Annotated in this window: 20 protein-coding genes; 8 read left to right on the top strand and 12 right to left on the bottom strand. The window is 66.9% G+C overall.

Annotated features, from left to right (window positions below):
* Positions 1–94: 94 nt before the first annotated feature.
* Genes lpdA through aceE form a run of 3 tightly spaced genes read right to left on the bottom strand, consistent with a single transcriptional unit; the run spans position 95 to position 6,232 of the window.
* On the bottom strand, positions 95–1,861 hold the full coding sequence (gene lpdA, locus L540_RS14370; protein WP_043208422.1) for a dihydrolipoyl dehydrogenase: 1,767 nt from the start codon (positions 1,859–1,861) through the stop codon (positions 95–97).
* 15 nt (positions 1,862–1,876) lie between these two features.
* Positions 1,877–3,508 (bottom strand): dihydrolipoyllysine-residue acetyltransferase, encoded by a 1,632-nt coding sequence (gene aceF / locus L540_RS14365; RefSeq protein ID WP_043208420.1) that lies wholly within the window; start codon positions 3,506–3,508, stop codon positions 1,877–1,879.
* Positions 3,509–3,520: 12 nt separating this feature from the next.
* Entirely contained in the window at positions 3,521–6,232 is a 2,712-nt protein-coding gene (gene aceE, locus L540_RS14360) for a pyruvate dehydrogenase (acetyl-transferring), homodimeric type (RefSeq protein WP_043208418.1), read from the bottom strand.
* A gap of 533 nt (positions 6,233–6,765) precedes the next feature.
* On the opposite strand from aceE, the gene L540_RS14355 reads away from it, so the two are divergent.
* The 4 genes from L540_RS14355 to L540_RS14340 all read left to right on the top strand — a co-directional run bounded on the left by L540_RS14355 (position 6,766) and on the right by L540_RS14340 (position 12,175).
* A complete protein-coding gene (locus L540_RS14355) occupies positions 6,766–8,520 on the top strand; it encodes a PAS domain-containing sensor histidine kinase (protein WP_043208506.1) in 1,755 nt (584 codons plus the stop codon).
* Entirely contained in the window at positions 8,517–9,143 is a 627-nt protein-coding gene (locus tag L540_RS14350; RefSeq protein WP_029579488.1) for a response regulator transcription factor, read from the top strand. Before L540_RS14355 ends, L540_RS14350 begins: the two co-directional genes overlap by 4 nt.
* Positions 9,140–9,994 carry a bifunctional methylenetetrahydrofolate dehydrogenase/methenyltetrahydrofolate cyclohydrolase FolD gene (gene folD / locus L540_RS14345; protein WP_043208414.1) on the top strand — a complete coding sequence of 285 codons (855 nt, stop codon included), beginning with the start codon at positions 9,140–9,142 and terminating at the stop codon, positions 9,992–9,994. The genes L540_RS14350 and folD overlap by 4 nt, the downstream gene beginning before the upstream one ends.
* Before the next feature lie 126 nt (positions 9,995–10,120).
* Entirely contained in the window at positions 10,121–12,175 is a 2,055-nt protein-coding gene (locus L540_RS14340; RefSeq protein ID WP_043208503.1) for a M3 family metallopeptidase, read from the top strand.
* 6 nt (positions 12,176–12,181) lie between these two features.
* Here the strand turns inward: L540_RS14340 and L540_RS14335 are convergent, their stop codons facing one another.
* Positions 12,182–12,865, bottom strand: a complete 684-nt coding sequence (locus tag L540_RS14335; protein WP_231584807.1) for a class I SAM-dependent methyltransferase — start codon at positions 12,863–12,865, stop codon at positions 12,182–12,184.
* Positions 12,866–13,051: 186 nt separating this feature from the next.
* On the opposite strand from L540_RS14335, the gene L540_RS14330 reads away from it, so the two are divergent.
* Entirely contained in the window at positions 13,052–13,672 is a 621-nt protein-coding gene (locus L540_RS14330) for an SCO family protein (protein WP_043208410.1), read from the top strand.
* Positions 13,673–13,764: 92 nt separating this feature from the next.
* Complete coding sequence (locus tag L540_RS14325; protein WP_043208407.1) at positions 13,765–14,016, top strand: GlsB/YeaQ/YmgE family stress response membrane protein; 252 nt, start codon at positions 13,765–13,767, stop codon at positions 14,014–14,016.
* A gap of 39 nt (positions 14,017–14,055) precedes the next feature.
* On the opposite strand, the gene L540_RS14320 is transcribed toward L540_RS14325, so the two are convergent.
* The 4 genes from L540_RS14320 to L540_RS14305 form a co-directional block, all read right to left on the bottom strand.
* Positions 14,056–14,754: an outer membrane protein gene (locus tag L540_RS14320; RefSeq protein WP_053073221.1), complete on the bottom strand. Its 699-nt coding sequence runs from the start codon at positions 14,752–14,754 to the stop codon at positions 14,056–14,058.
* A gap of 225 nt (positions 14,755–14,979) precedes the next feature.
* Complete coding sequence (gene adeC / locus L540_RS14315; protein WP_043208405.1) at positions 14,980–16,443, bottom strand: AdeC/AdeK/OprM family multidrug efflux complex outer membrane factor; 1,464 nt, start codon at positions 16,441–16,443, stop codon at positions 14,980–14,982.
* The gene (locus L540_RS14310; protein WP_043208403.1) at positions 16,440–19,610 is read right to left on the bottom strand and encodes an efflux RND transporter permease subunit; all 3,171 of its coding nucleotides are present in this window, start codon (positions 19,608–19,610) and stop codon (positions 16,440–16,442) included. The genes adeC and L540_RS14310 overlap by 4 nt, the downstream gene beginning before the upstream one ends.
* A 12-nt stretch (positions 19,611–19,622) precedes the next feature.
* Positions 19,623–20,819, bottom strand: coding sequence for an efflux RND transporter periplasmic adaptor subunit (locus L540_RS14305; protein WP_043208401.1), 1,197 nt, complete (start codon positions 20,817–20,819; stop codon positions 19,623–19,625).
* 211 nt (positions 20,820–21,030) lie between these two features.
* On the opposite strand from L540_RS14305, the gene L540_RS14300 reads away from it, so the two are divergent.
* The gene (locus tag L540_RS14300; RefSeq protein WP_109842435.1) at positions 21,031–21,942 is read left to right on the top strand and encodes a LysR family transcriptional regulator; all 912 of its coding nucleotides are present in this window, start codon (positions 21,031–21,033) and stop codon (positions 21,940–21,942) included.
* A gap of 70 nt (positions 21,943–22,012) precedes the next feature.
* Here L540_RS14300 and L540_RS14295 read toward each other — a convergent pair whose 3' ends face one another.
* Positions 22,013–22,744: a pseudouridine synthase gene (locus tag L540_RS14295; RefSeq protein ID WP_043208395.1), complete on the bottom strand. Its 732-nt coding sequence runs from the start codon at positions 22,742–22,744 to the stop codon at positions 22,013–22,015.
* 65 nt (positions 22,745–22,809) lie between these two features.
* Between L540_RS14295 and L540_RS14290 the strand changes: the two genes are divergently transcribed.
* Positions 22,810–23,439 carry a chorismate--pyruvate lyase family protein gene (locus L540_RS14290; RefSeq protein ID WP_043208391.1) on the top strand — a complete coding sequence of 210 codons (630 nt, stop codon included), beginning with the start codon at positions 22,810–22,812 and terminating at the stop codon, positions 23,437–23,439.
* Between the two features lie 8 nt (positions 23,440–23,447).
* On the opposite strand, the gene L540_RS14285 is transcribed toward L540_RS14290, so the two are convergent.
* The 3 genes from L540_RS14285 to L540_RS14275 form a co-directional block, all read right to left on the bottom strand.
* Positions 23,448–23,996 (bottom strand): YaeQ family protein, encoded by a 549-nt coding sequence (locus L540_RS14285; RefSeq protein ID WP_043208498.1) that lies wholly within the window; start codon positions 23,994–23,996, stop codon positions 23,448–23,450.
* A gap of 120 nt (positions 23,997–24,116) precedes the next feature.
* Positions 24,117–24,749, bottom strand: coding sequence for a class I SAM-dependent methyltransferase (locus tag L540_RS14280; RefSeq protein WP_043208389.1), 633 nt, complete (start codon positions 24,747–24,749; stop codon positions 24,117–24,119).
* A gap of 85 nt (positions 24,750–24,834) precedes the next feature.
* Positions 24,835–26,676, bottom strand: coding sequence for a dipeptide ABC transporter ATP-binding protein (locus L540_RS14275; RefSeq protein ID WP_043208387.1), 1,842 nt, complete (start codon positions 26,674–26,676; stop codon positions 24,835–24,837).
* Positions 26,677–26,689: the final 13 nt, after the last annotated feature.

Here is a 26,689-nt window from a genome sequence, read left to right as displayed (position 1 = left end):
GGGCGCACAAGGAATACCGATGCATGGCGCGCCAGCCCTCGCCCAATGACAAAGCCGCCCCGATGGGGCGGCTTTGTCGTCTTGCCGGTACCGATTACTTCTTGCGTTGCGGCGGCAGGTCGGTGCACACGCCTTCGGCGACTTCGGCGGCCATGCCGACGGATTCGCCCAGGGTCGGGTGCGGGTGGATGGTCTTGGCGATATCCACCACGTCGGCGCCCATTTCGATGGCCAGCGCGATTTCGCTGATCAGGTCGCCCGCGTGCGTGCCCACGATGCCGCCGCCCAGGATGCGATGGGTTTCGGCGTCAAAGAGCAGCTTGGTGAAGCCTTCGTCGCGGCCATTGGCGATGGCGCGGCCCGAGGCGGCCCAGGGGAAGAGGCCCTTCTCGACCTTGATGCCCTGCTTCTTGGCTTCGTCTTCGGTCAGGCCCACCCAGGCCACTTCGGGATCGGTGTAGGCCACCGAGGGAATGACGCGGGCGTCGAAGAAGGACTTCTGGCCGGCGGCGGCTTCGGCGGCCACATGGCCTTCGTGCACGGCCTTATGCGCCAGCATGGGCTGGCCCACGATGTCGCCGATGGCGAAGATGTGCGGCACATTGGTGCGCATCTGGCGATCGACCTCGATAAAGCCCCGGTCGGTCACGGCCACGCCCGCCTTGTCGGCGGCGATCTTCTTGCCGTTGGGGCTGCGGCCCACGGCCTGGAGCACCAGATCGTAGCGCTGCGGCTCCTTGGGCGCGCCCTCGCCTTCAAAGCTGACGTAGATGCCGTCGGCGCGCGCCTCGGCGCCCACGGTCTTGGTCTTCAGCATGATGTTGTCAAAGCGCCCGGCGTTCATCTTTTGCCAGACCTTGACCAGGTCGCGGTCGGCGCCCTGCATCAGGCCGTCGAGCATTTCCACCACGTCCAGGCGCGCGCCCAGCGTGGAGTAGACCGTGCCCATTTCCAGGCCGATGATGCCCCCGCCGATGATGAGCATCTTCTTGGGGATCTCGCGCAGCTGCAGCGCGCCGGTCGAATCGACGATGCGCTCGTCCTGCGGCAGGAAGGGCAGCTTCACCGACTGGCTGCCGGCGGCGATGATGGCGTTCTTGAAGCGTATGGTCTGGATCTTGCCCTCGGCGGTCTTGACCGTCAGGTGGTGGGGGTCGGCGAACTCGCCCACGCCCGTGACCACGGTGACCTTGCGCGCGCGGGCCATGCCGGCCAGGCCGCCGGTCAGCTTGGCCACCACGCTGTCCTTGTAGCCGCGCAGCTTGTCCAGGTCGATCTTGGGCTCGCCGAAGCTGATGCCGTGCGCGGCCAGGGCGCGCGCCTCGTCGATGACGGCGGCATTGTGCAGCAGCGCCTTGGACGGGATGCAGCCCACGTTCAGGCACACGCCGCCCAGGGTGGCGTAGCGCTCCACCAGCACCGTCGACAAGCCCAGGTCGGCCGCGCGGAAGGCGGCCGAATAGCCGCCCGGGCCCGCGCCCAGCACCAGGACATCGCACTCCAGGTCGGCCGAGCCGCCATAGGAGGCGGCGGCCGGCGCCGCGGCCTTGGGAGCCTCGGCCTTGGGGGCTTCGGCCTTGGGCGCCGCGCTCTTGGGCGCCTCGGCCTTGGGCGCATCCGCGCCGGCTTCGACTTCGAGGATGACCGAGCCTTCGGCCACCTTGTCGCCAACCTTGACCTTGAGCGACTTGACCACGCCGCCCTCGGAGGCCGGGATCTCCATCGAGGCCTTGTCGGACTCGACGGTGATCAGGCTTTGCTCGGCCTTGATGGTGTCGCCCTCGGCGACCAGCACTTCGATGACTTCCACTTCCTTGAAGTCGCCGATGTCCGGGATCTGGATCTGCTTGAGATTGCTCATCGTCTCTCCGGGCGCTTACAGCGCGATGCGGCGGAAATCAGCCAGCAGCTGGCCGAGATAGGCGTTAAAGCGCGCGGCGGACGCGCCGTCGATGACGCGGTGGTCATAGGACAGCGACAGCGGCAGCGTCAGGCGCGGCAGGAACTGCTTGCCATCCCACACCGGCTTCTGGAAGGAGCGCGACAGGCCGAGAATGGCGACTTCCGGCGCGTTGATGATGGGCGTGAAATGCGTGCCGCCGATGCCGCCCAGCGACGAGATCGAGAAGCAGCCGCCCTGCATGTCGGCCGGGGACACCTTGCCGTCGCGCGCCTTCTTGGCCAGCTCGGCGGTCTCGCGGGCCAGTTCGATGATGCCCTTCTTGTCGGCGTCGCGCACCACCGGCACCACCAGCCCATTGGGCGTATCGGCGGCAAAGCCGATGTGGTAGTACTGCTTGTAGACCAGGTTGTCGCCGTCCAGCGAGGCATTGAACTCGGGGAATTTCTTCAGGGCCGCGACCACGGCCTTGATGACGAAGGCCAGCATGGTGACCTTCACGCCCGATTTCTCGTTTTCTTTGTTGAGCTGCACGCGCAGGGCTTCGAGCTCGGTGATGTCCGCTTCGTCATTGTTGGTGACGTGCGGGATCATGACCCAGTTGCGGTGCAGGTTGGCGCCGGAGATCTTCTTGATGCGCGACAGGGGCTTGGCGTCGATGGGACCGAACTTGGTGAAGTCCACCTTGGGCCAGGGCAGCAGGCCCAGGGCCGCGCCATCGGCCGACCCCTGGGCCGCCGCCGGCGCGGCCGCCAGGGCGTTTTTCACGTAGCCGCGCACGTCCTCGATCACGATGCGGCCCTTGGGACCGCTGCCGGACACGCGCGACAGGTTCACGCCGAGCTCGCGCGCGAACTTGCGCACCGAGGGCGAAGCATGCGGCAGCTGGCCCGGCTTGAGATCCGGATCCTGCAGGGCTTGCGTGGGCGAAGGCCGCTGGGCCGGCGCGGGGGCAGCGGGGGCAGCCGAAGCGGCGGGCGCCTCGGCCTTGGGCGCGGGCGCCGCGGCGGCCTGGGCCGGCGCGGCCGCGCCGCCCTCGACCACCAGGATCGCGTCGCCCTTGTTGATGCGGTCGCCCACCTTGACCTTGACGGCCTTGACCACGCCGCCGGTGCTGGCGGGGATTTCCATCGAGGCCTTGTCGGACTCGACGGTGATCAGGCTTTGCTCGGCCTTGATGGTGTCGCCCACGGCCACGAGCACTTCGATGACTTCGACATCCTTGAAGTCGCCGATATCGGGCACGGTGACGTCCACCGGGCCGCTGGCGGCAGCCGGCGCGGCGGGCGCCTCGGCCTTGGCCGGCTCCTGCTTGGGCGCCTCGGCCTTGGCCTTGGCAGGCTTGGCCGCGGGCGCCTCGGCGGCGCCAGCCGCTTCGAGCTCCAGGATCACGCTGCCCTCGGCGACCTTGTCGCCGACCTGGATCTTGACGGCCTTGACCACGCCGCCCTGCGAGGCGGGAATCTCCATCGAGGCCTTGTCGGACTCAACCGTGATCAGGCTTTGCTCGGCCTTGATGGTATCGCCCGGGGCCACCAGCACCTCGATGACTTCCACCTCCTTGAAGTCGCCGATGTCGGGAACCTTGATTTCCACGATATTGCTCATCTCTGTCTACCCTCAGGCGTATTGCGGGTTGGCTTTGTTCGGGTTGATGCCGTACTTTTTGATCGCCTCGGCGACCTTGGCGGCCGGCACCTTGCCTTCGTCGGCCAGCGCCTTGAGCGCGGCCACGACCACGAAATGACGATCGATCTCGAAGTGCTCGCGCAGCTTGCTGCGGAAGTCCGAGCGGCCGAAACCGTCCGTGCCCAGCACCTTGTATTCGCGGCCCTTGGGCATGAAGGGGCGGATCTGGTCGGCAAACAGCTTCATGTAGTCGGTCGAGGCGATGATGGGGCCCTCGGTCGAAGCCAGCTGCTCGGTCACATAGGGCAGCTGGGCCGGCGCTTCCGGATGCAGCATGTTGAAGCGTTCGGCGTCCAGGCCATTGCGGCGCAGCTCGGTGAAGCTGGTCACGCTCCAGACGTCGGAGGCCACGCCCCAATCGGCTTCGAGCAGGTCCTGGGCGGCCATCACTTCGCGCAGGATGGTGCCCGAGCCCATGAGCTGCACGCGGGCCTTGGCCTTGGCATTGCCCTTGGACTGCAGCTTGTACATGCCCTTGATGATGCCCTCTTCGTCGCCCGCCTTCAGGCCCGGCTGGGCGTAGTTCTCGTTCATCACCGTCAGGTAGTAATACACATTCTCCTGGTCTTCCACCATGCGCTTGAGGCCATGCTGGATGATCACGGCCAGCTCGTGGGCGAAGGTCGGATCATAGGAGACGCAGTTCGGGATGGTCGAGGCCAGGATGTGGCTATGGCCGTCCTCGTGCTGCAGGCCCTCGCCGTTGAGCGTGGTCCGGCCGGCCGTGCCGCCCAGCAGGAAGCCGCGGGCCTGCATGTCGCCAGCCGCCCAGGCCAGGTCGCCCACGCGCTGGAAGCCGAACATCGAGTAATAGATGTAGAACGGCACCATGATGCGGTTGTTGGTGGAGTACGACGTGGCCGCCGCGATCCAGGAGCTCATGGCGCCCGCTTCGTTGATGCCTTCTTGCAGGAGCTGGCCGTCGGCCGCTTCCTTGTAGTACATGACCTGGTCCTTGTCGACCGGCACGTACTTCTGGCCTTCCGGCGCGTAGATGCCGATCTGACGGAACAGGCCTTCCATGCCGAAGGTGCGCGATTCGTCGGCCAGGATGGGCACCACGCGCGGACCGATCTGCTTGTCGCGCAGGACCTGGTTGAGCACGCGGACAAAGGCCTGGGTGGTGGAGATCTCACGCCCTTCGGCGGTGGGTTCCAGCACGGCCTTGAAGGCGTCCAGCGCGGGCACGGTCAGCTGCTCGTCGGCCTTCTGGCGGCGCTTGGGCAGATAGCCGCCCAGGGCCTGGCGGCGCTCGTGCAGGTATTTCATTTCCGGCGAATCTTCGGCCGGCTTGAAGTACGGCAGCTTCTCGAGCTGGTCGTCCGGGATGGGGATGGCGAAGCGGTCGCGGAATTCGCGGATGGAATCCAGCTCCAGCTTTTTCTGCTGGTGCGTCGGGTTCTTGGCCTGGCCCACGTGGCCCATGCCATAGCCCTTGATGGTCTTGGCCAGGATGACGGTGGGCTGGCCCTCGTGACGCGAGGCCGCGTCGAAGGCGGCGTAGACCTTGTGCGGATCATGGCCGCCGCGGTTCAGGCGCCAGATGTCCTCGTCGCTCATGCGGGCCACGGCCTCGAGCAGCTTGGGGTGCTTGCCGAAGAAATGCTCGCGCACGAACTTGCCGTCATTGGCCTTGTACGCCTGGTACTCGCCGTCGACGGTTTCTTCCATGATCTTGCGCAGGATGCCTTCCTTGTCGTGCGCCAGCAGCGGATCCCAGTAACCGCCCCAGATCAGCTTGATCACGTTCCAGCCCGAACCGCGGAAGTCGCCTTCCAGTTCCTGGATGATCTTGCCGTTGCCGCGCACCGGGCCGTCCAGGCGCTGCAGGTTGCAATTGATCACGAAGATCAGGTTGTCGAGTTTCTCGCGGGCCGCCAGGGCGATGGCGCCCAGCGACTCCGGCTCGTCCATTTCGCCGTCGCCGCAGAATACCCACACCTTGCGCTTGCTCGTGTCGGCGATGCCGCGGGCGTGCAGATACTTCAGGAAGCGGGCCTGGTAGATGGCCATCAGCGGGCCCAGGCCCATGGACACGGTCGGGAACTGCCAGAAATCCGGCATCAGCTTGGGATGCGGATAGGAGGACAGGCCCTTGCCGTCGACTTCCTGGCGGAAGTGGTTCAGCTGCTCTTCGGTCAGGCGGCCTTCGAGATAGGCGCGGCCGTACATGCCGGGCGAGGTATGGCCCTGGAAATAGACCAGGTCGCCGCCGTGGTTCTCGTTCTCGGCGTGCCAGAAGTGGTTCTGGCCGCAGCCGATCATGGTGGCCAGCGAGGCGAAGGAGGCGATATGGCCGCCCAGGTCGCCGCCATCGGGCGGGTTATGCTTGTTGGCCTTGACCACCATCGCCATGGCGTTCCAGCGGACATAGGAGCGAATGCGCGATTCCAGCTCCAGATTGCCCGGGTGCGCGGGCTCCAGGCCCGGCGGGATGGTGTTCACATAGGCCGTGTTCGGCGAAAACGGGATGTGGGCGCCCGAACGGCGGGCCTCATCGATCAGACGCTCCAGCAAATAGTGCGCGCGCTGCGGACCTTCGCGATCGAGGACGGCGGCCAGGGCTTCCAGCCATTCCTGGGTTTCTTGGGTGTCTTCGTCGTTGGCGGCCAGAAGGCCGCCGGCCAGAGCGGGAGAGGACATCGTGTGTCTCCTGATGAGGTTTCTTGGACCACACCCCGTCATGGGTAAGCGGGGTACAGAAGTTTATGCGTGCCGACGCCGCCGACTGAATCGGGGACGCCAACCATCGAAGCGCGCATTCTAAGTAGCTAGGTTAGCTCGGAGCAAGAAAAATTTCATGTTGCGGTACGGCATTTCATAATGCGGAATGCTGACAATTTTCTGAACCCGCTCCCGCTAATAGGATGGCATACCCTGCCTGGCATTTTCCGCGCCGGATGGCCCGCCATGGCGGCGTGCGCGGCCAACCGGCGGCAGCCGGCCGCATCGCCGTGCCAGGTCCGGCATGGCGATGCGGCGGCGCAGCCAGGACGGCCGCCAGAGCGGAAAACGGGGTAAACCCCCTCCCCGGCGGCCCGATATTGCGCAGTGCAACATCGAAATATCGGCGCCCGCGCCCGCCTCGGCCCGGCCGGCGTCCGCCGGACGGCCGGCCCGCGGCCCACCCGGACCTCATTACCCCGTAAAATACGCAGCCTAACGGCCGCATGCCCATGTCCAGTCCCGCCAAGTCCAATATCCCGAATTCCTTCCGTGATCACGCCCGCTCGCGCCGGCGCGGTCTGTATTGGGTAACGCCTGCGCTGGTGCTCGTCCTCTATCTATGCGTGATGGGCATGTTTTTCTGGCTGCAGCGCATCCACGACGACAGCGTCATGTTCGTGACCATAGACCAGGAGCTGCGCCAGCAGCGCCTGATCTGGGTGGTGCTGGCGCTGTCCATCGTCATCATCATCAGCCTGCTGATGCTGTGGCGCTACACACGCTTCCGGTCCACGGCCGAGGCCGCCCTGATCGCCGAGACCGGGTTCCGGCGCGCCATGGAAAACTCCATGTCCACCGGCATGCGCGTGCTCGACATGGAAGGCCGGATCGCCTATGTCAATCCGGCCTTCTGCCGCATGATAGGCTGGAACGAGGCCGACCTGATCGGGCGCAGCCCTCCCTTTCCCTATTGGGTGCCGGGCCGCCACGAGCAGCACCAGCACACGCTGGACGTGCTGATGTCGGGCAAGACGCCCTCCAGCGGCCTGGAGGTCGAGGCCCAGCGCCGCGATGGCTCGCGCTTTACCGCGCGCATGTATGTCTCGCCGCTGCTGGACCCCAACGGCAACCAGATCGGCTGGATGACCTCCATGACCGACATCACCGAGCCCAAGCGCATCCGCGAGGCCCTGACCGCCGCCCATGAGCGCTTCATGACGGTGCTCGAAGGCCTGGACGACGCCATCTCGGTCACCGCCGACACGCACGACGGCCTGGAGCTGCTGTTCGCCAACCGCACCTACCGGCGCGTCTTCGGCGCCCAGACCGGCGGCCACGACGAACTGCTGGCCGGGCGGCGCGGCCGTTTCACCGATGAGTCGGTGGAAGTCTTCGCGCCCTCGGTGCAGCGCTGGTTCGAGGTGCACCACCGCATGCTGGCCTGGACCGACGGCCGGCGCGTGCGCATGCAGGTGGCCCGCGACATCACCGAGCGCCGCACCCACGAAGAAGCCTCGCGCGTGCAGCAAGAAAAAATCCAGCTCACCAGCCGCCTGACCACCATGGGCGAGATGGCCTCCTCGCTGGCGCACGAACTCAACCAGCCGCTGACCGCCATCGCCAACTACAGCATGGGCGCGGTGGCCCTGGTCAAGGCCGGCCACACCAGCCCCAACATGCTGCTGCCCGCGCTCGAAAAAGCCGCGGCCCAGGCCGAGCGGGCCGGCAAGATCATCAGCCGCATCCGCGAATTCGTCAAACGCAGCGAGCCGCGCCGCCAGCGCGTGCCCATCGGCCGCATCGTCGACAACGCCATCGGCTTTGCCGAGATCGACGCGCGCAAGCGCCGCATCCGCATCGAGAGCTTCGTGCCCTCGACCGCGCCCGATGTGCTGGCCGACCCCATCCTCATCGAGCAAGTGCTGCTCAACCTGCTCAAGAATGGCCTGGAGGCCATGGAAGGCAGCGAATCCGATGAGCTCAAGGTGGCGGTCATCCCGCACGACAACCAGATCGAAGTGGCCGTGGTCGACCGCGGCCATGGCATCGCCGAGCCCGAGCGGCTCTTCGAGCCTTTCTTCAGCACCAAGTCCCAGGGCCTGGGCATGGGGCTGAATATCTGCCGTACCATTATCGAATCGCACCACGGTCGTCTGTGGGCCGATCCGAACCCCGCTGGCGGGACCATATTCCGCTTTACCTTGCCCTGTGCGGCGCCCGAGGCGCCCGCACAGAATGACCAGTCCGAGGAGTTGCACGCATGAACACCCCCCACCTGTCGAGCACGGTATACATAGTCGATGACGACGAAGCTGTCCGCGATTCCCTGCGTTGGCTGCTGGAGGCCAACGGTTACCGGGTGCGCGCTTTCGCCAGCGCGGAATCCTTTCTGGACGAATACGACGCCGCCCAGGTGGGCGTGCTCATCGCCGACGTGCGCATGCCCGGCATGAGCGGCCTGGAGCTGCAGGAGCAGCTCATCGCCCGCAACGCCCCCCTGCCCATCGTCTTCATCACCGGCCACGGCGACGTGCCCATGGCCGTGTCCACCATGAAAAAGGGCGCGATCGACTTCCTCGAAAAGCCCTTCAACGAATCGGACCTGCGCGAAATCGTCGCGCGCATGCTGGAGCAGGCCGCGCAGCGCATCTCCAAGCACCAGGCCCAGAAAGACCACGAAGCCATGCTGGCGCGCCTGACCGCGCGCGAGCAGCAGGTGCTCGAGCGCATCGTCGCCGGCCGCTTGAACAAGCAGATCGCCGACGACCTGGGCATCAGCATCAAGACCGTCGAGGCGCATCGCGCCAACATCATGGAAAAACTTGAAGTGACCACCGTAGCCGACCTCATGAAAGTCGCCTTGGCCAAACCCGAGGCCCACGCATGACCGCAAGAATCATTGATGGCGCCGCGCTCTCGCAGCGTATCCGCGAAGAGGTCGCCCAGCGCGTGACGGCCCTGGCCGCCAAGGGCGTGCGCCCCGGCCTGGCCGTCGTCCTGGTGGGCGAGGACCCGGCCTCCCAGGTCTACGTGCGCAACAAGGTGGCGGCTTGCGAAAAAGCCGGCCTGCATTCGGTCAAGGAGCAATATCCGGCCGACCTGAGCGAGGCCGAGCTGCTGGCCCGCATCGACGCCCTGAACCGCGACCCGTCCATCCACGGCATCCTGGTGCAGCTGCCCCTGCCCGCCCACCTGGACTCGCACAAGGTCATCGAAGCCATCGCCCCCGGCAAGGACGTCGACGGCTTTCATATCAGCAATGCCGGCCTGCTCATGACGGGCCAGCCGCTGTTCCGTCCCTGCACGCCCTACGGCGTCATGAAGATGCTCGAAGCCGAAGGCGTGGCCCTGCGCGGCGCCGAGGCCGTGGTCGTGGGCGCCAGCAACATCGTCGGCAAGCCCATGGCCATGCTGCTGCTGGCCGCCGGCGCGACCGTGACGCTGTGCAACTCCAAGACGCGCGACCTGGGCGCGCAGACGCGCCGCGCCGACGTGCTGGTGGTGGCCACCGGCCGCCCGCGCATGGTCACCGGCGACATGATCAAGCCCGGCGCCGTCGTCATCGATGTCGGTATCAACCGCGGCGCCGACGGCAAGCTCTGCGGCGACGTGGACTTCGCCAGCGCGCGCGAAGTGGCCGGCGCCATCACGCCCGTGCCCGGCGGCGTGGGCCCCATGACCATCGCCATGCTGCTGGTCAATACCGTCGAAGCCGCCGAGCGCACCCTGGCCGGCTGACCGTCCGATCCGGCAAGCGGCCGGCCTGCCGGCCGCTTGCATTCCCGGGCATACTCCCCATATATCAAGCATCCGCCCCTGCCGCGCGCAGCGGGCGGCCCTGTTACGCCTTTCTATCGGATGCCCATGACTCAGAACCCGCTGCTCGCCCCCGTGGCTGACCTGGTTGACTACGCCGCTGTCAAACCCGAACACATCGTCCCGGCCATCGACGAGTTGCTGGTCCTGGCGCGCCAGGCTGTCGAGGCCGCGGCCGACCCGGCCCGCCCCGCCACCTGGCAAGCCGTGGTCGAGCCCCTGGATACGCAATCCGAGCGCCTGTGGCGCGCCTGGTCGGTGGCCGGCCACCTGAACGCCGTGGTCAACACCCCCGAGCTGCGCGAGGCCTACAACGCCGCCCTCCCCAAGGTCACCGAGTTCTCGACCTGGGTCGGCCTGCACGAGGGGCTGTACCGCCAGTATCAGCGCCTGTCCCAGGCGGCCGATTTTGCCCAATGGCCGGCCGTGCGCCGCCGCGTCGTCGAGCTGGCTTTGCGCGACTTCCGCCTCAGCGGCGTGGAGCTGCAGGGCGAGGCCCGCGCGCGCTATGCCGAGATCTCCGACCGCGAAGCCCAGGCCTCGCAAAAATTCTCCGAAAACGTGCTCGACGCCATCGACGCCTGGACGCTGCACCTGCCCGACGCCAGCCGCCTGGAGGGCGTGCCGGCCGACGTGGTGGCCGCCGCGGCCGACGCCGCGCGCGAACAGGGCCGCGAAGGCTATCTGCTCACGCTCAAGATGCCCTGCTACCTGCCCGTCATGCAGTATGCGCGCGACCGTACGCTGCGCGAGACCCTGTATCGCGCCTATGGCACCGTGGCCTCCGAACAGGGCGAAAGCCGCTACGACAACTCCGGCCTGATCGAAGAACTGCTGGCCCTGCGCGCCGAAGAGGCCGCGCTGCTGCGCTTTGCCAGCTTCGCCGACCTGCGCCTGCAGACCCGCATGGCCAGCACGGCGGCCGAAGTCACCGGTTTCCTGCGCGACCTGGCCGCCCGCGCCAAGCCTCATGCGCAGCGCGATCTGGCCGAGCTGCGCGCCTTCGCCCAGGCCGAAATGGGGCTGGCCGACCTGCAGCCCTGGGACGTGCCCTTTGTCTCGGAGCGGCTGCGCGAAACCCGCTACGCCTATTCCGAAGACGAGATCAAGCAGTACTTCACGGAGCCGCGCGTGCTGGCCGGCCTGTTCGAGGTCATCGAGACCCTCTTCGACGTGCGCCTGCGCGAAGCCGAGGTGTCGGCCTGGCATCCCGATGTGCGCGGCGTGCGGGTGGAATCCCCCGCCGGCCAGACCCTGGGCTATCTCTACCTCGACCTCTATGCGCGCGCCGGCAAGCAAAGCGGCGCCTGGGTCGATAGCGAGCGCAACCGCCGCCGCGTGGCCGGCCAGGTGCAGACCCCGGTCGCCTACCTGACCTGCAATTTCTCGCGCCCCAACGGCGGCAAGGCGGCCCTGCTCACGCACGACGACGTCATCACCCTCTTCCATGAGACCGGCCACGCCCTGCATGCCCTGCTGTCGGAAGTCGACGAACCGGGCGCCTCGGCCTTCGCCAGCGTCGAATGGGACGCCATCGAACTGCCCTCGCAATTCATGGAGAACTTCTGCTGGGAATGGGCCGTGGTGCAAAAGCTCTCCGCCCATGTCGACAGCGGCGAACCCCTGCCTCGCGCCCTCTTCGACCGCCTGCTGGCGGCGCGCAATTTCCAGAGCGGCATGCAGGCCGTGCGGCAGATCGAGTTCGCGCTGTTCGACATGCTGATGCACGACCGCGCCGGCGGCATGCCCATCGCCGACGTGATGGCCCTGCTGGAAACCGTGCGCGCCGAGGTGGCCGTGCTGTTCCCGCCGCAATGGCATCGTTTCCCGCATGCCTTCTCGCACCTGTTTGCCGGCGGCTACGGCGCCGGTTATTACAGCTACAAATGGGCCGAGGTGTTATCGGCCGACGCCTACGAGGCTTTCGAAGAAGCCGCCCAGGCGGGCAGCACCCTGGACCCCGCCACCGGCCTGCGTTTCCGGCGCGAGATCCTGGCCGTGGGCGGCGCCCGGCCGGCGGCCGAATCCTTTGCGGCCTTCCGGGGCCGCGCGCCCCGCATCGACGCCTTGCTGCGTCACAGCGGCATGCTCGACGCCGCCTGACGGGCGTCAGGCCCGCGGCCGCCTGGCTGACACCACCAGCCAGCGGCCGTGCAGGGACTGCGCCGATCCCGCCTGGCGCCAGTAGTCCGCATGATGCGGGTCGCGGCGCTGCTGGCGGCGGCAGTACAGCCGCGACGGCAGCGCCAGCACATGCTCGACCAGGCGCTTGGGCTTGGGCTCGCTGACCTCGTGCAGCCGGATGTCCTCATAGCCGCAGTGCGTCATCAGCAGATGCAGCAGCGGAAAACTCCAGGCGAAGTAAGTGATGTAGTCCTCGCCGCGCCTGCGGCCCACCATGGGCCGGAAACCCGAATGAAAGCCCCTGAGCAGAAACTGCAGCCGTGAGCGCTGATACCAGGTATTGGGCGTGGTGACGATGAGCCGGCCTCCCGGCCGCAGGGCCTGGAAGAAACTCTCGAAGGCCAGGCCAGGATTGGTCAGCAGATGGATGGCCTCGCAGCACACCACGGCGTCGTAATGGCGCGGCAGCGACAGCGGCCGGTCCAGATCATGCTGGCGCACCTCGCGATACCCGGCCCGCGGCGGCGGAAACTCCCACAACCCCACGCCGTCAAGCAGCAAGCCGGTCGAGGACTGGCCCAGCCAGCCGGTGCCGCATGGCGCATCCAGGACTTCGCGCGCGCCATCGCGCGCCAGGAGGTCGAGAACAACGGGGTGGTACGGAATCACACTGCCTGCCTTGCCGGGCCCCGAGCGGGGCCGATACTGACAAAAAACCGAAAGTCTTGGCCAAAGCATGCGCGCTTGAGATGACAATGGCAAATACGGGACGGAATTACCTGCCCGTACGCCGCATGACGGTAGAATCATGCCAGCCCAACGACCCCCTATCGCGGCGCCTGCCGCTCCTGCCCTATGCTGCGCAAGCTTTTCCCTGGCCGCGCCTGGCGCGCGCTCATGCTGGTGTTCTGCCTCACCCTGGCCGCCTGCGGCGACCGCTCCGCGGACTGGACGCTGTATGACGTCAAGGGGCATCTGCCCGATCTCAAGTTCAGCCTGCCGGCCGCCGGGGGCAAGACCCTGAGCAGCGAGGACCTCAAGGGCAAGACGGTGCTGCTCTTTTTCGGTTATGCCAGCTGCCCGGATGTCTGCCCCACCACCATGGCCCAGCTCACGGCAGTCCTGCAGCAGCTGGGCGATCAGGCCCGCAACGTGCGCATCCTGTTCGTCAGCGTCGACCCTCACCGCGACACGCCCGACATCCTGCAAGCCTATGTCAACGCCTTCAACCAGCAGGCCATCGGCGTGACCGGCAGCGAAAAACAGATCGCCGACCTGGCGCGGCGCTATCGCGTGGCCTACCAGATCGAAAAGCCCAAGCCCGGCGACTCGCCCGATATCTACGACGTCACCCACAGCCGCGGCGTCTATATTTTCGACAAGCAGGGCCGCGCCCGGCTGCTGGCCTCCGATACCGACAGCGTGGCGGCCATCGCCAAGGACCTGAAGCAGCTGCTGGAGATCACCGAGGGCTGACACGGCGGGCGGCATACACGAGTTGTTACACCCCGCCGCAGCCTGTCGTGAGTATGATGGCTGCGACCACCCCCCTAGGAAGGAGAGCGCGCATGAGCATCATCATTATGATTATCGTCGGCTTTGTCGTGGGTCTTATCGCCCGTGCCCTGATGCCCGGAGACCAGAACATGGGCATCATCATGACCACCATACTGGGTATCGTCGGCGCGGTCGTGGCGGGCTATCTCGGGCAGGCGCTGGGCTGGTATGCGCCCGGCGAGCCGGCGGGCTGGATAGGCTCTGTCGTCGGCGCGGTCATCGTGCTCTTCGTCGTGGGATTCATCGCCCGCAAACGCGCCTGAAGGCGCGGGGCGCCGCCCGGCGCCCCGCCCCGCCCCGCCTTAGAAGCGGTAGCGCGCGCCGAGATAGACTTCGTGCACGCGCAGCTTGCCGCGCAAATGGGCGTTCTCGCCGTCGGCCGGCACGCCCGCAACCGTGCCCGTGCGGACATTGCCCGCCTGCACATAGCGATAGCCCAGGTCCAGGCTGAACGCCTCGTTCAGGGCATAGGTGGCGCCAGCGCCGATATTCCAGGCAAAGCGCGTCTGCCGGCGGCTGCTCAGGTCATCGCGCCGGTTATCGGGCAGCGAGGTCACATGGCCGTCGGCCTTGACGAAGGCCATGCCCAGGCCCACATTGCCATACAGGCTGAAGCGATCGCTCAGCTCGATATCCCGATACAGATTCAGCATCAGCCGCTGCGAGCGCATGAGGTGCACGCCCACCCCGACGTTGCCTTCGCGCAACGCCGCCTTGCGCTTGAAGCGCATGCTGTTAGGCAGGACATACTCGACCTCGGCGCGCCAGCCCGGATGGAAGTGATAGCCCACCCCCACGGCGCCCAGCCAGCGCGTGACATGCGCGGAATCGCCCAGGTCCACGCCGCCGGTCGAGCGCGTGTGCCCTTGCATGTCATTCAGGCGGTTGATGGCCGCGCCCATGCGGACGGTGCCGTAAAAACCGCTATCCTGGGCCTGGGCCGCCCCCGCCGCGGCCAGGCCGACCACCCATCCAATCACCAGTTTCTTCATATGATGCATACCCCATGCCTCTTGGCGTTCGAAATAAGAAACGCCCCGGCGAGCGGGGCGAGCCAGGGCGTACTCTAAGAGCGGGGCCGGCGGGCCCATAGGTGAATCCGGCCTATTTTGGGCCGACTGTTGCAGGGCATATACACAGGACGGTTAACTGGGCTGATAAATAAGAACGGGCCGGGCAAACACGCAAAAACGTGTTTGCCCGGCCCGCGTTCAACCAGGACGCGGCTAGCCCTGCGGCGCCGCCGTCACCGTACGCTCCGTCCAACCGCCGCCCAGGGATTTATACAGGCTGATCAGATTGGACAGGCGCGCCAGGCGGGTGGCGATCAGCACCTGCTGCGCCGCGTACAGCGAACGCTGCGAATCCAGCACGCTCAGGTAGTTGTCCACCCCCTGCCGAAAGCGCTGATCGGCCAGCGTGTAGGCGCGCTGGCTGGCATCGACCAGCTGGCGCTGCGCGCCGATCTGCTGGTCCAGCGTCGCGCGCCCGGCCAGGCCGTCGGCCACTTCCCGGAAGCCGCTCTGGATGGCCTTCTCGTAGTTGGCCACTTCGATGCGCTTGCGCACATGGGCGAGATCGAGATTGGCCATGAGCGAGCCGCCCGCGAAAATGGGCAGCGTGATCTGCGGCGCAAAACTCCAGGCGCCCGAACCGGCCTTGAACAGCCCGCCCAGCGAGGCGCTGGCCGTACCGGCCGAACCGGTCAGGCTGATGGCGGGGAAGAAAGCCGCGCGCGCCGCGCCGATATTGGCATTGGCTCCCCGCAGCACATGCTCGGCGGCGCGCACATCCGGGCGGCGCGCCAGCAGGTCCGAAGGCAGCCCGGCCGGCAGGTCGGCGATGACGATGTCATCCGGCAGGCGCGTGGCCCCTTCCAGCTGGTTCTGCAGCTCGGGCGGCAGCGGCTGGCCCACCAGCAGCGTGAGCGCATTGCGGTCCTGGGCCACCTGGCGCAGATACTGGGCCTGGTTGCGCTCGGCCGTGCGCAGGGAGATCTCCGCCTGGCTCAGGTCCAGCGCGGTCGCCACGCCCTGGTCGTAGCTTTGCTTGGTGAGCTTGTAGGAGTCCTGCTGCGAAGACAGGGTGTCCTGGGTCAGCTGGAGCAGCTCCTGGTCGGCCCGCAAGGTCAAATAGGCATTGGCCGTCTCGGAAATCAGCGTCAGCTGGGTGGCGATGCGCGTCTCGTCCTGGGCCAGGTAGGTCTGCAAGGCCTCCTCGCTCAGGCTCTGGATGCGGCCGAAGAGGTCCAGCTCCCAGGAGGCGATGGCGCCGCCCACGCGATACTGGCGCGAGATCTGCGGGTTGCCCGATTGGGTCAGGTCGCCGGGCAGGCGCTGCGCCGAAGCGTCGCCGGCCACGCCCACCGAGGGCAGGAGGTCGGCGCGCTGGATGCGGTACTGCGCCCGCGCGGCCTCGACATTGAGCGCGGCCACGCGCAGGTCGCGGTTATTCTCCAGCGTCAGCTCCAGGATGCGCTGCAGCAGCGGATCGCGGAAGAAATCGCGCCAACCCACGTCGGCGGCCGCCACCTGCCCGGCGGCCGGCTGGACCGCCGCGCCATAGGCCGGGCCGCTGGGGTAGGCCGCGTCGATGGGCGCCTCGGGGCGCTCGTACTTGGGCGCCAGCGAGCAGCCGGCCAGGGCGCCGGCCAGCGATAGGGACAACAGGGTTTTCATGCTGGGGATCATTGCTGCTGATCTCCGTTGGAATGAGGGTGCGCCGCCTCTTCCTGCGCGCGGATTTCGGTCAGGCGCCTGACCTTGAACAGGCGCAGGATCAGCACGAAGAACAGGGGCACGAAGAAAATCGCCAGGAAGGTGCCGGACAACATGCCGCCGATCACGCCGGTGCCGATGGCGTGCTGGCTGCCGGAGCCCGCGCCATTGGAGATGGCCAGGGGCACCACGCCGAGGATGAAGGCCATGGAGGTCATCAGGATGGGCCGCAGGCGCTGGCGCGCCGCGTGCACCGCCGCTTCGACCAGGCTGGCGCCCTGCTCATAGTGCTCCTTGGCGAATTCCACGATCAGGATCGCGTTCTTGGCCGCCAGGCCCACTGTCGTGAGCAGGCCGACCTGGAAATAGACGTCGTTGGACAGGCCGCGCAACAACGTGGCGGCCAATGCCCCGAGCACGCCCAGCGGCACCACCAGCATGACCGCGGTCGGAACGCTCCAGCTTTCATAGAGCGCCGCCAGGCAGAGAAAGACCACGATCAGCGAGATCGCGTACAAGGCGGGCGCCTGGGCGCCGGAGAGCCGTTCTTCATGCGACAGGCCGGTCCATTCGTAGCCTATCCCCGCGGGCAACTTGGCGGCCAGGCGTTCCATCTCGGCCATGGCGTCGCCCGAACTGCGTCCCGGCGCCGCCTCGCCCTGGATGTTGTAGGAGGGCACGCCGTTGTAGCGGTTCAGCTTCTGCGGCCCATAGGTCCAGTGCGCCTTGGCGAAAGCCGAGAACGGCACCATGTCGCCCGAGGCATTGCGGACATACCATTTTTCCAGGTCCTCGGGCAGCATGCGCGAGGCCGCCTCGCCCTGCACGAACACCTTCTTGACGCGGCCGCGGTCGATGAAATCATTGACATACGACGAGCCCCAGGCCGTGGCCAAGGTGCTGTTGATGTCGGCGATGGCCACGCCCAGCGCGCGCGCTTTCTCGCGGTCGATGTCCAGCTGGTACTGGGGCGCGTCCTCGATACCATTGGGGCGCACGCGGGCCAGCACGGGGCTTTGCGCGGCCTCGCCCAGGAGCTGATTGCGCGCGGCCAGCAGTTTTTCGTGGCCCACGCCGGCGCGGTCCTGCAGCATGAAGTCAAAGCCGCTGGCGTTGCCCAGCTCCATCACGGCCGGCGGCGCGAAGACAAAGGCCTGGGCGTCGCGGATATGGCCGAAGAAATAGCCATTGGCGCGCTGCGCCACCGCCGCGGCCCGCTGGCTGGCGGCCTGGCGTTCCTTCCAGTCACGCAGCTTGATGAAGAGGATGGCCGCGTTCTGGCCCCGGCCGCCGAAGGAAAAGCCCGAGACCGCGAACACCGAGGCCACGGACTCCTTCTCGTTTTCGAGCAGGTAGTTCACGGCCTGATCGATCACGACCTTGGTGCGCTCGGCGCTGGCGCCGGCCGGCGCCTGCACCTGGGCAAACAGAATGCCCTGGTCTTCCTCGGGCAGGAAGGCCGTCGGGATGCGCGTAAACAGCCAGCCCATGGCCAGGATGAGCGCCAGGTAGATGACCAGCATGCGCTTGCCGCGCGTCATCGTGCGCGCCACGGTATTGGCATAGCCGTCCGTGGAGCGCTCGAACATGCGGTTGAACCAGCCGAAAAAGCCCTTCTTGGTGCCGTGATGGCCCTTGGGGATGGGCTTGAGCAGCGTGGCGCACAAGGCCGGCGTGAAGACGATGGCCACGATGACCGACAGCACCATGGACGAAACAATGGTGATCGAGAACTGGCGATAGATCACGCCCGTGGAGCCGCCGAAAAAGGCCATGGGAATGAACACGGCCGACAGCACCATGGCGATGCCGATCAGCGCGCCGGTGATCTGGCCCATGGACTTGCGCGTGGCGGCCTTGGGCGACAAGCCCTCCTCGGCCATGACGCGCTCGACGTTTTCCACCACCACGATGGCGTCATCGACCAGCAGGCCGATGGCCAGCACCATGCCGAACATGGTCAGAGTATTGATGGAATAGCCGAATGCGGCCAGCACCCCGAAGGTGCCCAGCAGCACCACCGGCACGGCCAGGGTCGGGATGAGGGTGGCGCGCACATTCTGCAGGAAGAGGTACATCACCAGGAACACGAGCACGATGGCCTCGAAAAGCGTGTGGATCACGCTCTCGATGGACAGGCTGACAAAGGGCGTCGTGTCGTAGGGATAGACCACCTCCATGCCCGGCGGGAAATAGGGCTTGAGGCTATTGATGGTCTCGCGCACCGCCTGCGCCGTATCCAGCGCATTGGCGCCGGTGGCCAGCTTGACCGCCAGGCCCGAAGCGGGCTTGCCGTTGTAATAGCTGTCGATGGAATAACCCTGCGCGCCCAGCTCGATCTTGGCGACGTCGCGCAGGCGCACCTGCGAGCCGTCGGTGTTGACCTTGAGCAGGATGTCGCCGAACTCCTCCGGCGTCTGCAGGCGGGTGGGGCCGATGACGGTGGCGTTCAATTGCTGGCCGCGCGTGGCCGGCAGGCCGCCCAGCTGGCCCGAGGACACCTGGACGTTCTGCTCCTTGATGGCGTTGGTGACGTCGGAGGCGGCCAGGTTGTAATTGATGAGCTTTTCGGGGCTGAGCCAGACCCGCATCGCATACGAGGCGCCGAACAGCTGGAAGTCCCCCACGCCGCGCGTGCGGCTGATCGGATCCTGCACATAGGACGCCACATAGTCGGCAAGGTCCGACTTGTCCATGCTGCCATCGGAGGAGACGAAGCCGGCGACGATCAGGAAGTTCTTGGTCGCCTTGGTCACCCGTATGCCTTGCTGCTGCACTTCCTGCGGCAGCAGCGGCTGGGCCACGGCCAGCTTGTTCTGCACCTGCACCTGGGCCGTGTCCGGATTGGTGCCCTGGCGGAAGGTCAGCGTAATGGCGACGCTGCCGTCGGAATTACTCTCCGAAGAGATGTACTCCAGGTTGTCGATGCCGTTCATCTGCTGCTCGATCACCTGGACCACCGTGTCCTGCACGGTCTGCGCCGAGGCGCCCGGGTAGGTCACGTTGATGGCGATGGCGGGCGGCGCGATATTGGGATATTGCGCCACCGGCAGATTGAGGATGGACAAGGCGCCGGCCATCATCAGGACGATGGCGATCACCCAGGCGAAGACCGGCCTGTCGATAAAAAACTTTGCCATGCGCTGGCTCCCTTACTTGGCCGCCGGCGCCTGGCCGCCCTGCCCGGCCGGCGCGGCTGCGCGGGCCTGATATTCCTGAGCATTGACCTCGATACCCGGACGCACCGACTGCAGGCCCTCGACGATGACGCGGTCGCCCGCGGCCAGGCCCTTGGTGACCAGCCACTGGTCCCCCAGCGCGCGGTCGGTCACCAGCTCGCGCAGCTCGACCTTGTTCTCGGCATTGACCACCAGGGCGGTCGGCAGGCCGCGCTGGCTGCGGGTCACGCCGCGCTGCGGCACGAGCAGGCCGTCATTGGCCACGCCCTGCGCCAGGCGGGCGCGCACGAACATGCCGGGCAGCAGCTGATGCTTGGGGTTGGGAAACACCGCGCGCAAGGTCACCGAACCCGTGGTGGGGTCCACCGTCACTTCGGAAAACTCCAGCTTGCCGGCCTCGGCATAGGTGCTGCCGTCCTCCAGCATCAGCGTGACCTTGGCGGCCTGGGCGCCGTCGGCCTGCTGCAGCTGGCCGCTGGCCATCGCGTTCTTCAGGCGCAGCAGCTGCACACTGGATTGGGTCACATCGACATAAATGGGATCGATCTGCTGCACCGAGGCGATCGCGCCGGACTGGTTGGCGGTCACCAGGGCGCCCTCGGTCACGAGAGAGCGGCCGATGATGCCATCGATGGGCGACAGCACCTTGGTGTAAACCAGGTTGATGCGGGCCGTCTCCAGCGCGGCCTTGGCCGACAGCACATCGGCATTGGCCTGGTCGCGCGCGGCCACGGCGTCGTCATAGGTCTGGCGGCTGACCGCGCGGGTCTCGACCAGCGGCTTGTAGCGGTCCACCAGCAGCGCGGCCGTGCGCAGCTGGGCCTGGGCGCGCGCCAGCGCGGCCTTGCCGCTGTCATAGCTTGCCTGGTAGAGCGCGGGGTCGATCTGGTAGAGCTGCTGGCCGGCGCGCACCTCACCGCCCTCGGTAAAGAGGCGCTTCTGCACGATGCCGCTGACCTGCGGCCTCACCTCGGCGATACGGAAGGCCGACGTGCGGCCCGGCAATTCGGTGGAAAGCGAAACAGACTGCGACTTGAGGGTCACCACCCCGACCTGGGGCTTGTTTGCCTGAGGCGCGGCCTGCTCTTTGCCGCAGCCGGCCAATGCGAGGGCCAGCGCCATCGCCGAAAGCGCGGCCGCGCCGCGCCAAACCTGCTTCTTGTTCTTCATCTGATCCTTCCCGAATCCAACATCTCCCCGACGGCGGGCCTGCACGCCCGTGCGCGGGTACTCGTTTTGCTGCGATGCAAAACGCCACATTTTCCGTTATCCCGTCCGAGAAACAAAGTCGGACGATACGAAAACATCATTCCATTTATGGGACAATTAATCTGCTTCCCAGACATTAAGCTGACGCTCCATGAACAATCGACTCCAAGGCATGGAACTCTTCGTCGAGGTGGCCAAGACGCGCAACTTCAGCCGCGCGGCCGAAAACCTCGGCATTCCCAAATCGACGCTGTCGCGCCAGGTGGCCGAGCTGGAGCGCTCCGTCGGCCTGCAACTGCTGGCCCGCACGACGCGCAAAGTCGAACTGACCGCGGCTGGACAGCTGTACTTCGACCGTTGCCAGCGCATCGTGGCCGAAGCCCAGGTGGTGCATGAAGAACTGCAAAACCTGCTGGAAACGCCCTCGGGCCCGCTGCGCGTGAACCTGCCGGCCGATTTCGGCACGGAGTTCCTGGCCGAGTGCTTCGTCGCCTTTTCCCAGCGCTACCCCGAGGTGGACTTCTACCTCGACATCGCCAGCCCGGAGCATGCCAACCGGGTGTTCCAGGCCTGCGACGTCGCCATCGAGGTGGGCGAGCTGCCGGACTCCACCCAGATCGCGCGCCTGCTGGGCATGCTGCCCGCCTATCTGTATGCGTCGCCGGACTACCTCGACCGGCATGGCCGGCCGCGGCATCCGGATGATCTGGTCAAACATGAGTGCCTGGAGTTCCGGGTGGGGCATGCCGGCCGCGTCACCCGATGGCCGCTGACCGATGGGCAGCAGCAGCTCGAGGTCACGCCGGGCAAGCGTTATTCGGTCAATAGCGTGTCCATGCTGCGCAGCCTGACAGGGCTGGGCGCGGGGATCGCCATCCTGGGCAGCACGCCCGGCAATGAAGGCCGCCCCCTGGAACGGGTGCTGCCGGATTGGCATGCCGGCCCCTTCCCGGTCTACGCGGTCACGGACACCCGGCTGCTGCCCGCCAAGACGCGCATCTTCATCGAATTCCTGATGGAGCGGCTCGGCATGCAGGGGCCGGGCAAAAAGCATAGCGCCAGGCTGTTCCCTCACACAGTCTGAGCGCCCTGTTTGTAATGTACTGAAATTAGTTTGCGCGAAGCTGATACAAATAAGGCCGGCCGCAAGCGGCTCAGAAGCGCTCGTCGTCGCGCAGATAGCGCCATTGCCCCAAGGGCAGATCGCCCAGGCGCACCCGCCCGATGCGCACGCGCTTCAGGCCCACGACCCTCAGGCCGACCAGTTCGCACATGCGGCGGATCTGGCGCTTTTTGCCCTCATGCAGCACAAAGCGCAGCTGGTCGTCGTTCTGCCAGCGCACCTCGGCCGGCTTGAGCGGCTTGCCGTCCAGCGACAGGCCGTGGTTGAGCAGCGCCAGGCCGCGCTCGTCCAGCCTGCCCTCGACACGCACCAGATACTCCTTGTCGACGGCCGACTCCTCGCCGATCAGCTGCTTGGCGATGCGGCCGTCCTGGGTCAGCACCAGCAGTCCCTGGGAATCGATGTCCAGGCGCCCGGCCACGGCCAGGCCGCGAAGATGCGCGCGGTCGAAACGGCGGCGCGAGCGGTCGCCCTCGTACTGGCTGCGGGCGTCGACCAGGGCGGCGGCGGGCTTGTAGCCGTCTTCGGCCTGGCCGGAAACATAGCCTATGGGCTTGTTGATCAGGATGGTGACCAGCGAGGTCTGCGCCGCGCGCGCGGCGCGCTCCAGCGTGATCGTTTGGTCGGGATAGGCCTTGGCGCCAAGCTCGGAGACGACCACGCCGTCGACCCGCACCCAGCCGCGCTCGATATAGCTGTCGGCCTCGCGGCGCGAGCACAGGCCGCGCTCCGACATCAACTTGGAGATACGTACTTTTTCCATGGCGCGTATTGTAAGGCGCGGCGGGCGGCCGATCGGCGCCGGCGGTCTTGGCATAATACGTAGCCATGACTGACCTGTATCTCGCACCGCTGGCCGCCGGCTGGCTGACACGCGCCCCGTTTTTCCTGACCCCTGCCCAACGCCATTGGCTGTTCCGCCCGGGCGCCCTGACCGCCGGCCTGCGCCAGCTGGGCCAGGTCCAACTGCGCGTGGTGGACGAATATGCCCAGGGCGCGGCGCCCGACGAGGCGCGGGCCATGCGCATCGCTCCCGGTTCGGCCGTATGGGTGCGCGAGGTCTTGATGTCCATCGACGGCATCGACAGCGTGCCGGCCCGCAGCCTCACGCCCCTGCCCGCCTCCCATGGCAGCTGGCAAGGCATGCGGCGCCTGCTGACGCGGCCGCTGGCCGATATGCTCTACCACGACCGCAGCGTCACCCGCTCGCCCTTTGCCTGCCGCAGGCTGGCCTCGCCCCTGCCCTTTTTCCGCATGGTCGCCGGGCTGCCCTCGGTGTCGGCCGCCGACGCCCGCTTCCTGTGGGCGCGCCGCTCGGTGTTCTGGCGCCATGGCCAGCCCCTGCTGGTGGCCGAGTGTTTCTTGCCGCAGTTCTGGCGCGGCGCCGGACGCGGCGTGCCGCCCCTCAAGGCGCATGAACGGCGCGCCGGGATTCCCGCCAGCGAGCCGCGCGGCTGACGCCGGTCTCAGTCCCTGGCCTCGCGCCACACCTCGGGTTCCAGGGCCACTTCGCCCTGGGCCGCCGACACATAGACCGTATGGTCGGAGATATTGACGTTGATCTGCATGCCGCGCTCGGCCAGCCCGGCCAGGGCCTGGGTCTGGCCCGCCGGCAGGTTGACCACGCGCAGGTTGCGCGCCCGGTCCACCTTGCCGCGCACACCGTCCCACCAGACCTGGGAAGCATGGCCGCCATAGCAATAGATGACGACTTGCTCGGCGCGGCCGCAGGCCCGCAGGATGCGGCGCTCGTCGGGCTGGCCGACCTCGATCCACAGCGACACGGCGCCGGTCAAGTCCTTGGACCAGATATCGGGCTCGTCGGTGTCGCTCAGGCCCTTGGTGAAGGCCAGAGATTCGTCGGCATGCATGGCGAAGGCGGCGATGCGCACCATCATGCGCTCATCGGTCTCCGAAGGGTGACGCGCCACGGTCAGCCCATGGCTGCCGTAATAATGGCGGTCGGTATCGGCAATATTGAGGTCGGCTTTATATATCGTTGCGCGCAAGGCCATGAACACCATCCGGCGGGTGGAGCAAAGCCCGCCATCATAACGCCTGCGGGCCGCGGCCCGGACTCGGCCACGGGGACGGTCTTCCTGGCCTAGGGGCCAGGCACGCGCCCTCGAAGGCCGTCAGCCCCGGGGTTTGCGCAAGAACACATAGCGATGGCAGCCCGGCGCCGGGAAGCGCACGGTGTGGCCGTCCAGGCCGAGTATGGGCGGCGCCTCCGGCGCCAGGCCGCAGCCCTCCAGCGCCAGCGCCATGTCGAAGCCCAGGCGGCGCGGCGTGTCGTTGTAGCCGAGGATCAGCCGTCCGCCAGGCCTGAGCACATCGATCGCCCCGTGCAGCAGGCGGCCGAAGGCCTCGGCGTCATCGACGCCGTAGCCCACCATGCCGTTGGCGATCACCACGTCGAAGTGGCTGGCGGGATAGTGGTCCCGCAAGGCCGTGGCGTCGCCCGTGACATGCCGGCCCGGCTGCCCGAAACGCGCGCAGCGCGGATCGATATCCACCGAATGGAAATCCAGGCCGAGCAGGCGCGGATAGTGCCAGTTGTAGCGCGACATGCCGATGAACAGGCAGCGGGCATGGCGTCCGCGATAGCAGAGGTTGAGAAATTCAAAGACCGGCCCCTCGAGAAAGCGCCGGTCGGCCGAGTCGTAGCGGAAGCGCACCCCCAGGCCCTGCGCGATGCGGGGCGACAAGGAAAACAGCGCGCGGCCGAGGGCGCGCCGCAGGCGCCCGGGACGAGAGAGATTTGCCATGGACAAATCGCAAATATTTGTCCAACTCGTCCATGGCCGTCATGAAACACCCGCCAATATCAGACCAAACCTAGTATCCGTCCTCTCAATACACGCCGATAGCGTGACGGGCGACATAATGGCCCTCGCCCACCCGCACCAGGGGCTGGACCACGGGCTCATCGCCCACCCGGCGCACCGGGCTGGGGATTTCGTCAACCAGCAGCGAGCGCTGGCGGTGGCGGCGCTGGGGGTCGGCGATGGGCACGGCGGCCATCAGCTTCTTGGTATAGGGATGCTGCGGGTTCTCGAAAATGGCGCGGCGCGGGCCGATTTCCACGATCTGGCCCAGGTACATGACCGCCACGCGGTGGCTGACGCGCTCGACCACCGCCATGTCGTGCGAGATGAACAGAAAGGACACCCCGAGGTCGCGCTGCAGATCCAGCAGCAGATTGACGATCTGCGCCTGGATGGACACATCGAGCGCCGAGACCGACTCGTCGGCGATCACCACCTTGGGATTCAGCGCCAGGGCGCGCGCGATGCAGATGCGCTGGCGCTGCCCGCCCGAGAACTCGTGCGGATAGCGGCCTATCATCTCGGGCAGCAGGCCGCACTTGTCCATCAGCCAGCGCACGCGCTCCTCGGCCGCCTTGCCGCGCGCGGCCTTGTGGATGAGCAGCGGCTCCATGATGGAGTCGCCCACCGTCATGCGCGGGTCCAGCGAAGCGAAGGGATCCTGGAAAATGAACTGGATATGCTGGCGCAGGGTCTGCATGGCCGCGCCGCGCAGCGTGCCGATGTCGCGGCCGTCGAACTCGATGCTGCCGCCCTGGCTCTTGACCAGCTGCAGCAGGGAGCGGCCCGTCGTGGTCTTGCCGCAGCCCGACTCGCCCACCAGCGAGAGGGTTTCGCCCGGATAGAGATCGAAGCTGACCTTCTCGACGGCGTGCACGCGCTTTTGCACCCCGCCGAAGACGCCGCCCCGGATATCGAAGCGGGTGATGAGATCGCGCACCTTGAGCACCGGGCCCTGGTCGCGGCGCACCGTGTCCGCGGCCACCGGTTCGGCCGCCGCGGCGCCGTCGACGCGCAGCAGCGGAAACGGCTTGGGCAGATCGCTGCCCTGCATGGCGCCCAGCCGCGGCACGGCCGACAGCAGCGCGCGGGTGTAGGCGTGCCGCGGATGGGCGAAGATCTCGTCGGAGCCGCCCTCTTCCACCTTGTCGCCGCGATACATCACCAGCACGCGGTCGGCGACCTCGGCGACCACCCCCATATCGTGGGTGATGAAGATCACGCCCATATCCATCTCTTCCTGGAGCTGGCGGATCAATTGCAGGATCTGCGCCTGGATGGTGACATCCAGGGCCGTGGTCGGCTCATCGGCGATCAGCAGCTGGGGCTTGCACGACAGCGCCATGGCGATCATGACGCGCTGGCGCATGCCGCCCGAGAGCTGGTGGGGATAGCGGTCCAGTATGGCGCGCGCCTCCGGGATGCGCACGCGCTCGAGCATGCGCAAGGCTTCGGCGCGGGCCGCGCCGGCGTCCAGGCCCTGGTGCAGGCGCAGGGCCTCCGCGATCTGGAACCCGGCCGTAAAGCTCGGATTCAGCGAGGTCATGGGCTCCTGGAAGATCATGGCCACATCGGCGCCGCGCACCTTCTCCAGCACCCGCTCCTCGGCGCGCGCCAGGTCCAGCACCTCGCCATTGCGCCGGCGCAGCAGCATGTCGCCCGAGGCGATCTTGCCGCCGCCATACTCCACCAGGCGCATCAAGGCCAGCGAGGTGACCGATTTGCCCGAACCCGATTCGCCCACGATGGCGAGCGTCTCGCCGCGATTGACGTGAAACGACACATCGCGCACCGCCTCGACCGTGCGCGCGGGCGTCTTGAAGCGCACGGTCAGGCCGTCGACCTGCACCACACGCTGATTGTCCATACTTGCGATCATG

The sequence above is a fragment of the Bordetella pseudohinzii genome, assembly GCF_000657795.2.
In the GTDB taxonomy this organism is placed as follows: Bacteria; Pseudomonadota; Gammaproteobacteria; order Burkholderiales; family Burkholderiaceae_B; genus Bordetella; species Bordetella pseudohinzii.
This window is presented reverse-complemented; position numbering and strand designations above follow the sequence as displayed.

Coding starts and splice junctions, on each gene's coding strand:
- lpdA (WP_043208422.1), bottom strand. CDS start 1,861: ATGAGCAATCTCAAGCAGATCCAGATCCCGGACATCGGCGACTTCAAG.
- aceF (WP_043208420.1), bottom strand. CDS start 3,508: ATGAGCAATATCGTGGAAATCAAGGTTCCCGACATCGGCGACTTCAAG.
- aceE (WP_043208418.1), bottom strand. CDS start 6,232: ATGTCCTCTCCCGCTCTGGCCGGCGGCCTTCTGGCCGCCAACGACGAA.
- L540_RS14355 (WP_043208506.1), top strand. CDS start 6,766: ATGTCCAGTCCCGCCAAGTCCAATATCCCGAATTCCTTCCGTGATCAC.
- L540_RS14350 (WP_029579488.1), top strand. CDS start 8,517: ATGAACACCCCCCACCTGTCGAGCACGGTATACATAGTCGATGACGAC.
- folD (WP_043208414.1), top strand. CDS start 9,140: ATGACCGCAAGAATCATTGATGGCGCCGCGCTCTCGCAGCGTATCCGC.
- L540_RS14340 (WP_043208503.1), top strand. CDS start 10,121: ATGACTCAGAACCCGCTGCTCGCCCCCGTGGCTGACCTGGTTGACTAC.
- L540_RS14330 (WP_043208410.1), top strand. CDS start 13,052: ATGCTGCGCAAGCTTTTCCCTGGCCGCGCCTGGCGCGCGCTCATGCTG.
- L540_RS14325 (WP_043208407.1), top strand. CDS start 13,765: ATGAGCATCATCATTATGATTATCGTCGGCTTTGTCGTGGGTCTTATC.
- L540_RS14320 (WP_053073221.1), bottom strand. CDS start 14,754: ATGCATCATATGAAGAAACTGGTGATTGGATGGGTGGTCGGCCTGGCC.
- adeC (WP_043208405.1), bottom strand. CDS start 16,443: ATGATCCCCAGCATGAAAACCCTGTTGTCCCTATCGCTGGCCGGCGCC.
- L540_RS14310 (WP_043208403.1), bottom strand. CDS start 19,610: ATGGCAAAGTTTTTTATCGACAGGCCGGTCTTCGCCTGGGTGATCGCC.
- L540_RS14305 (WP_043208401.1), bottom strand. CDS start 20,819: ATGAAGAACAAGAAGCAGGTTTGGCGCGGCGCGGCCGCGCTTTCGGCG.
- L540_RS14300 (WP_109842435.1), top strand. CDS start 21,031: ATGGAACTCTTCGTCGAGGTGGCCAAGACGCGCAACTTCAGCCGCGCG.
- L540_RS14295 (WP_043208395.1), bottom strand. CDS start 22,744: ATGGAAAAAGTACGTATCTCCAAGTTGATGTCGGAGCGCGGCCTGTGC.
- L540_RS14290 (WP_043208391.1), top strand. CDS start 22,810: ATGACTGACCTGTATCTCGCACCGCTGGCCGCCGGCTGGCTGACACGC.
- L540_RS14285 (WP_043208498.1), bottom strand. CDS start 23,996: ATGGCCTTGCGCGCAACGATATATAAAGCCGACCTCAATATTGCCGAT.
- L540_RS14280 (WP_043208389.1), bottom strand. CDS start 24,749: ATGGCAAATCTCTCTCGTCCCGGGCGCCTGCGGCGCGCCCTCGGCCGC.
- L540_RS14275 (WP_043208387.1), bottom strand. CDS start 26,676: ATGGACAATCAGCGTGTGGTGCAGGTCGACGGCCTGACCGTGCGCTTC.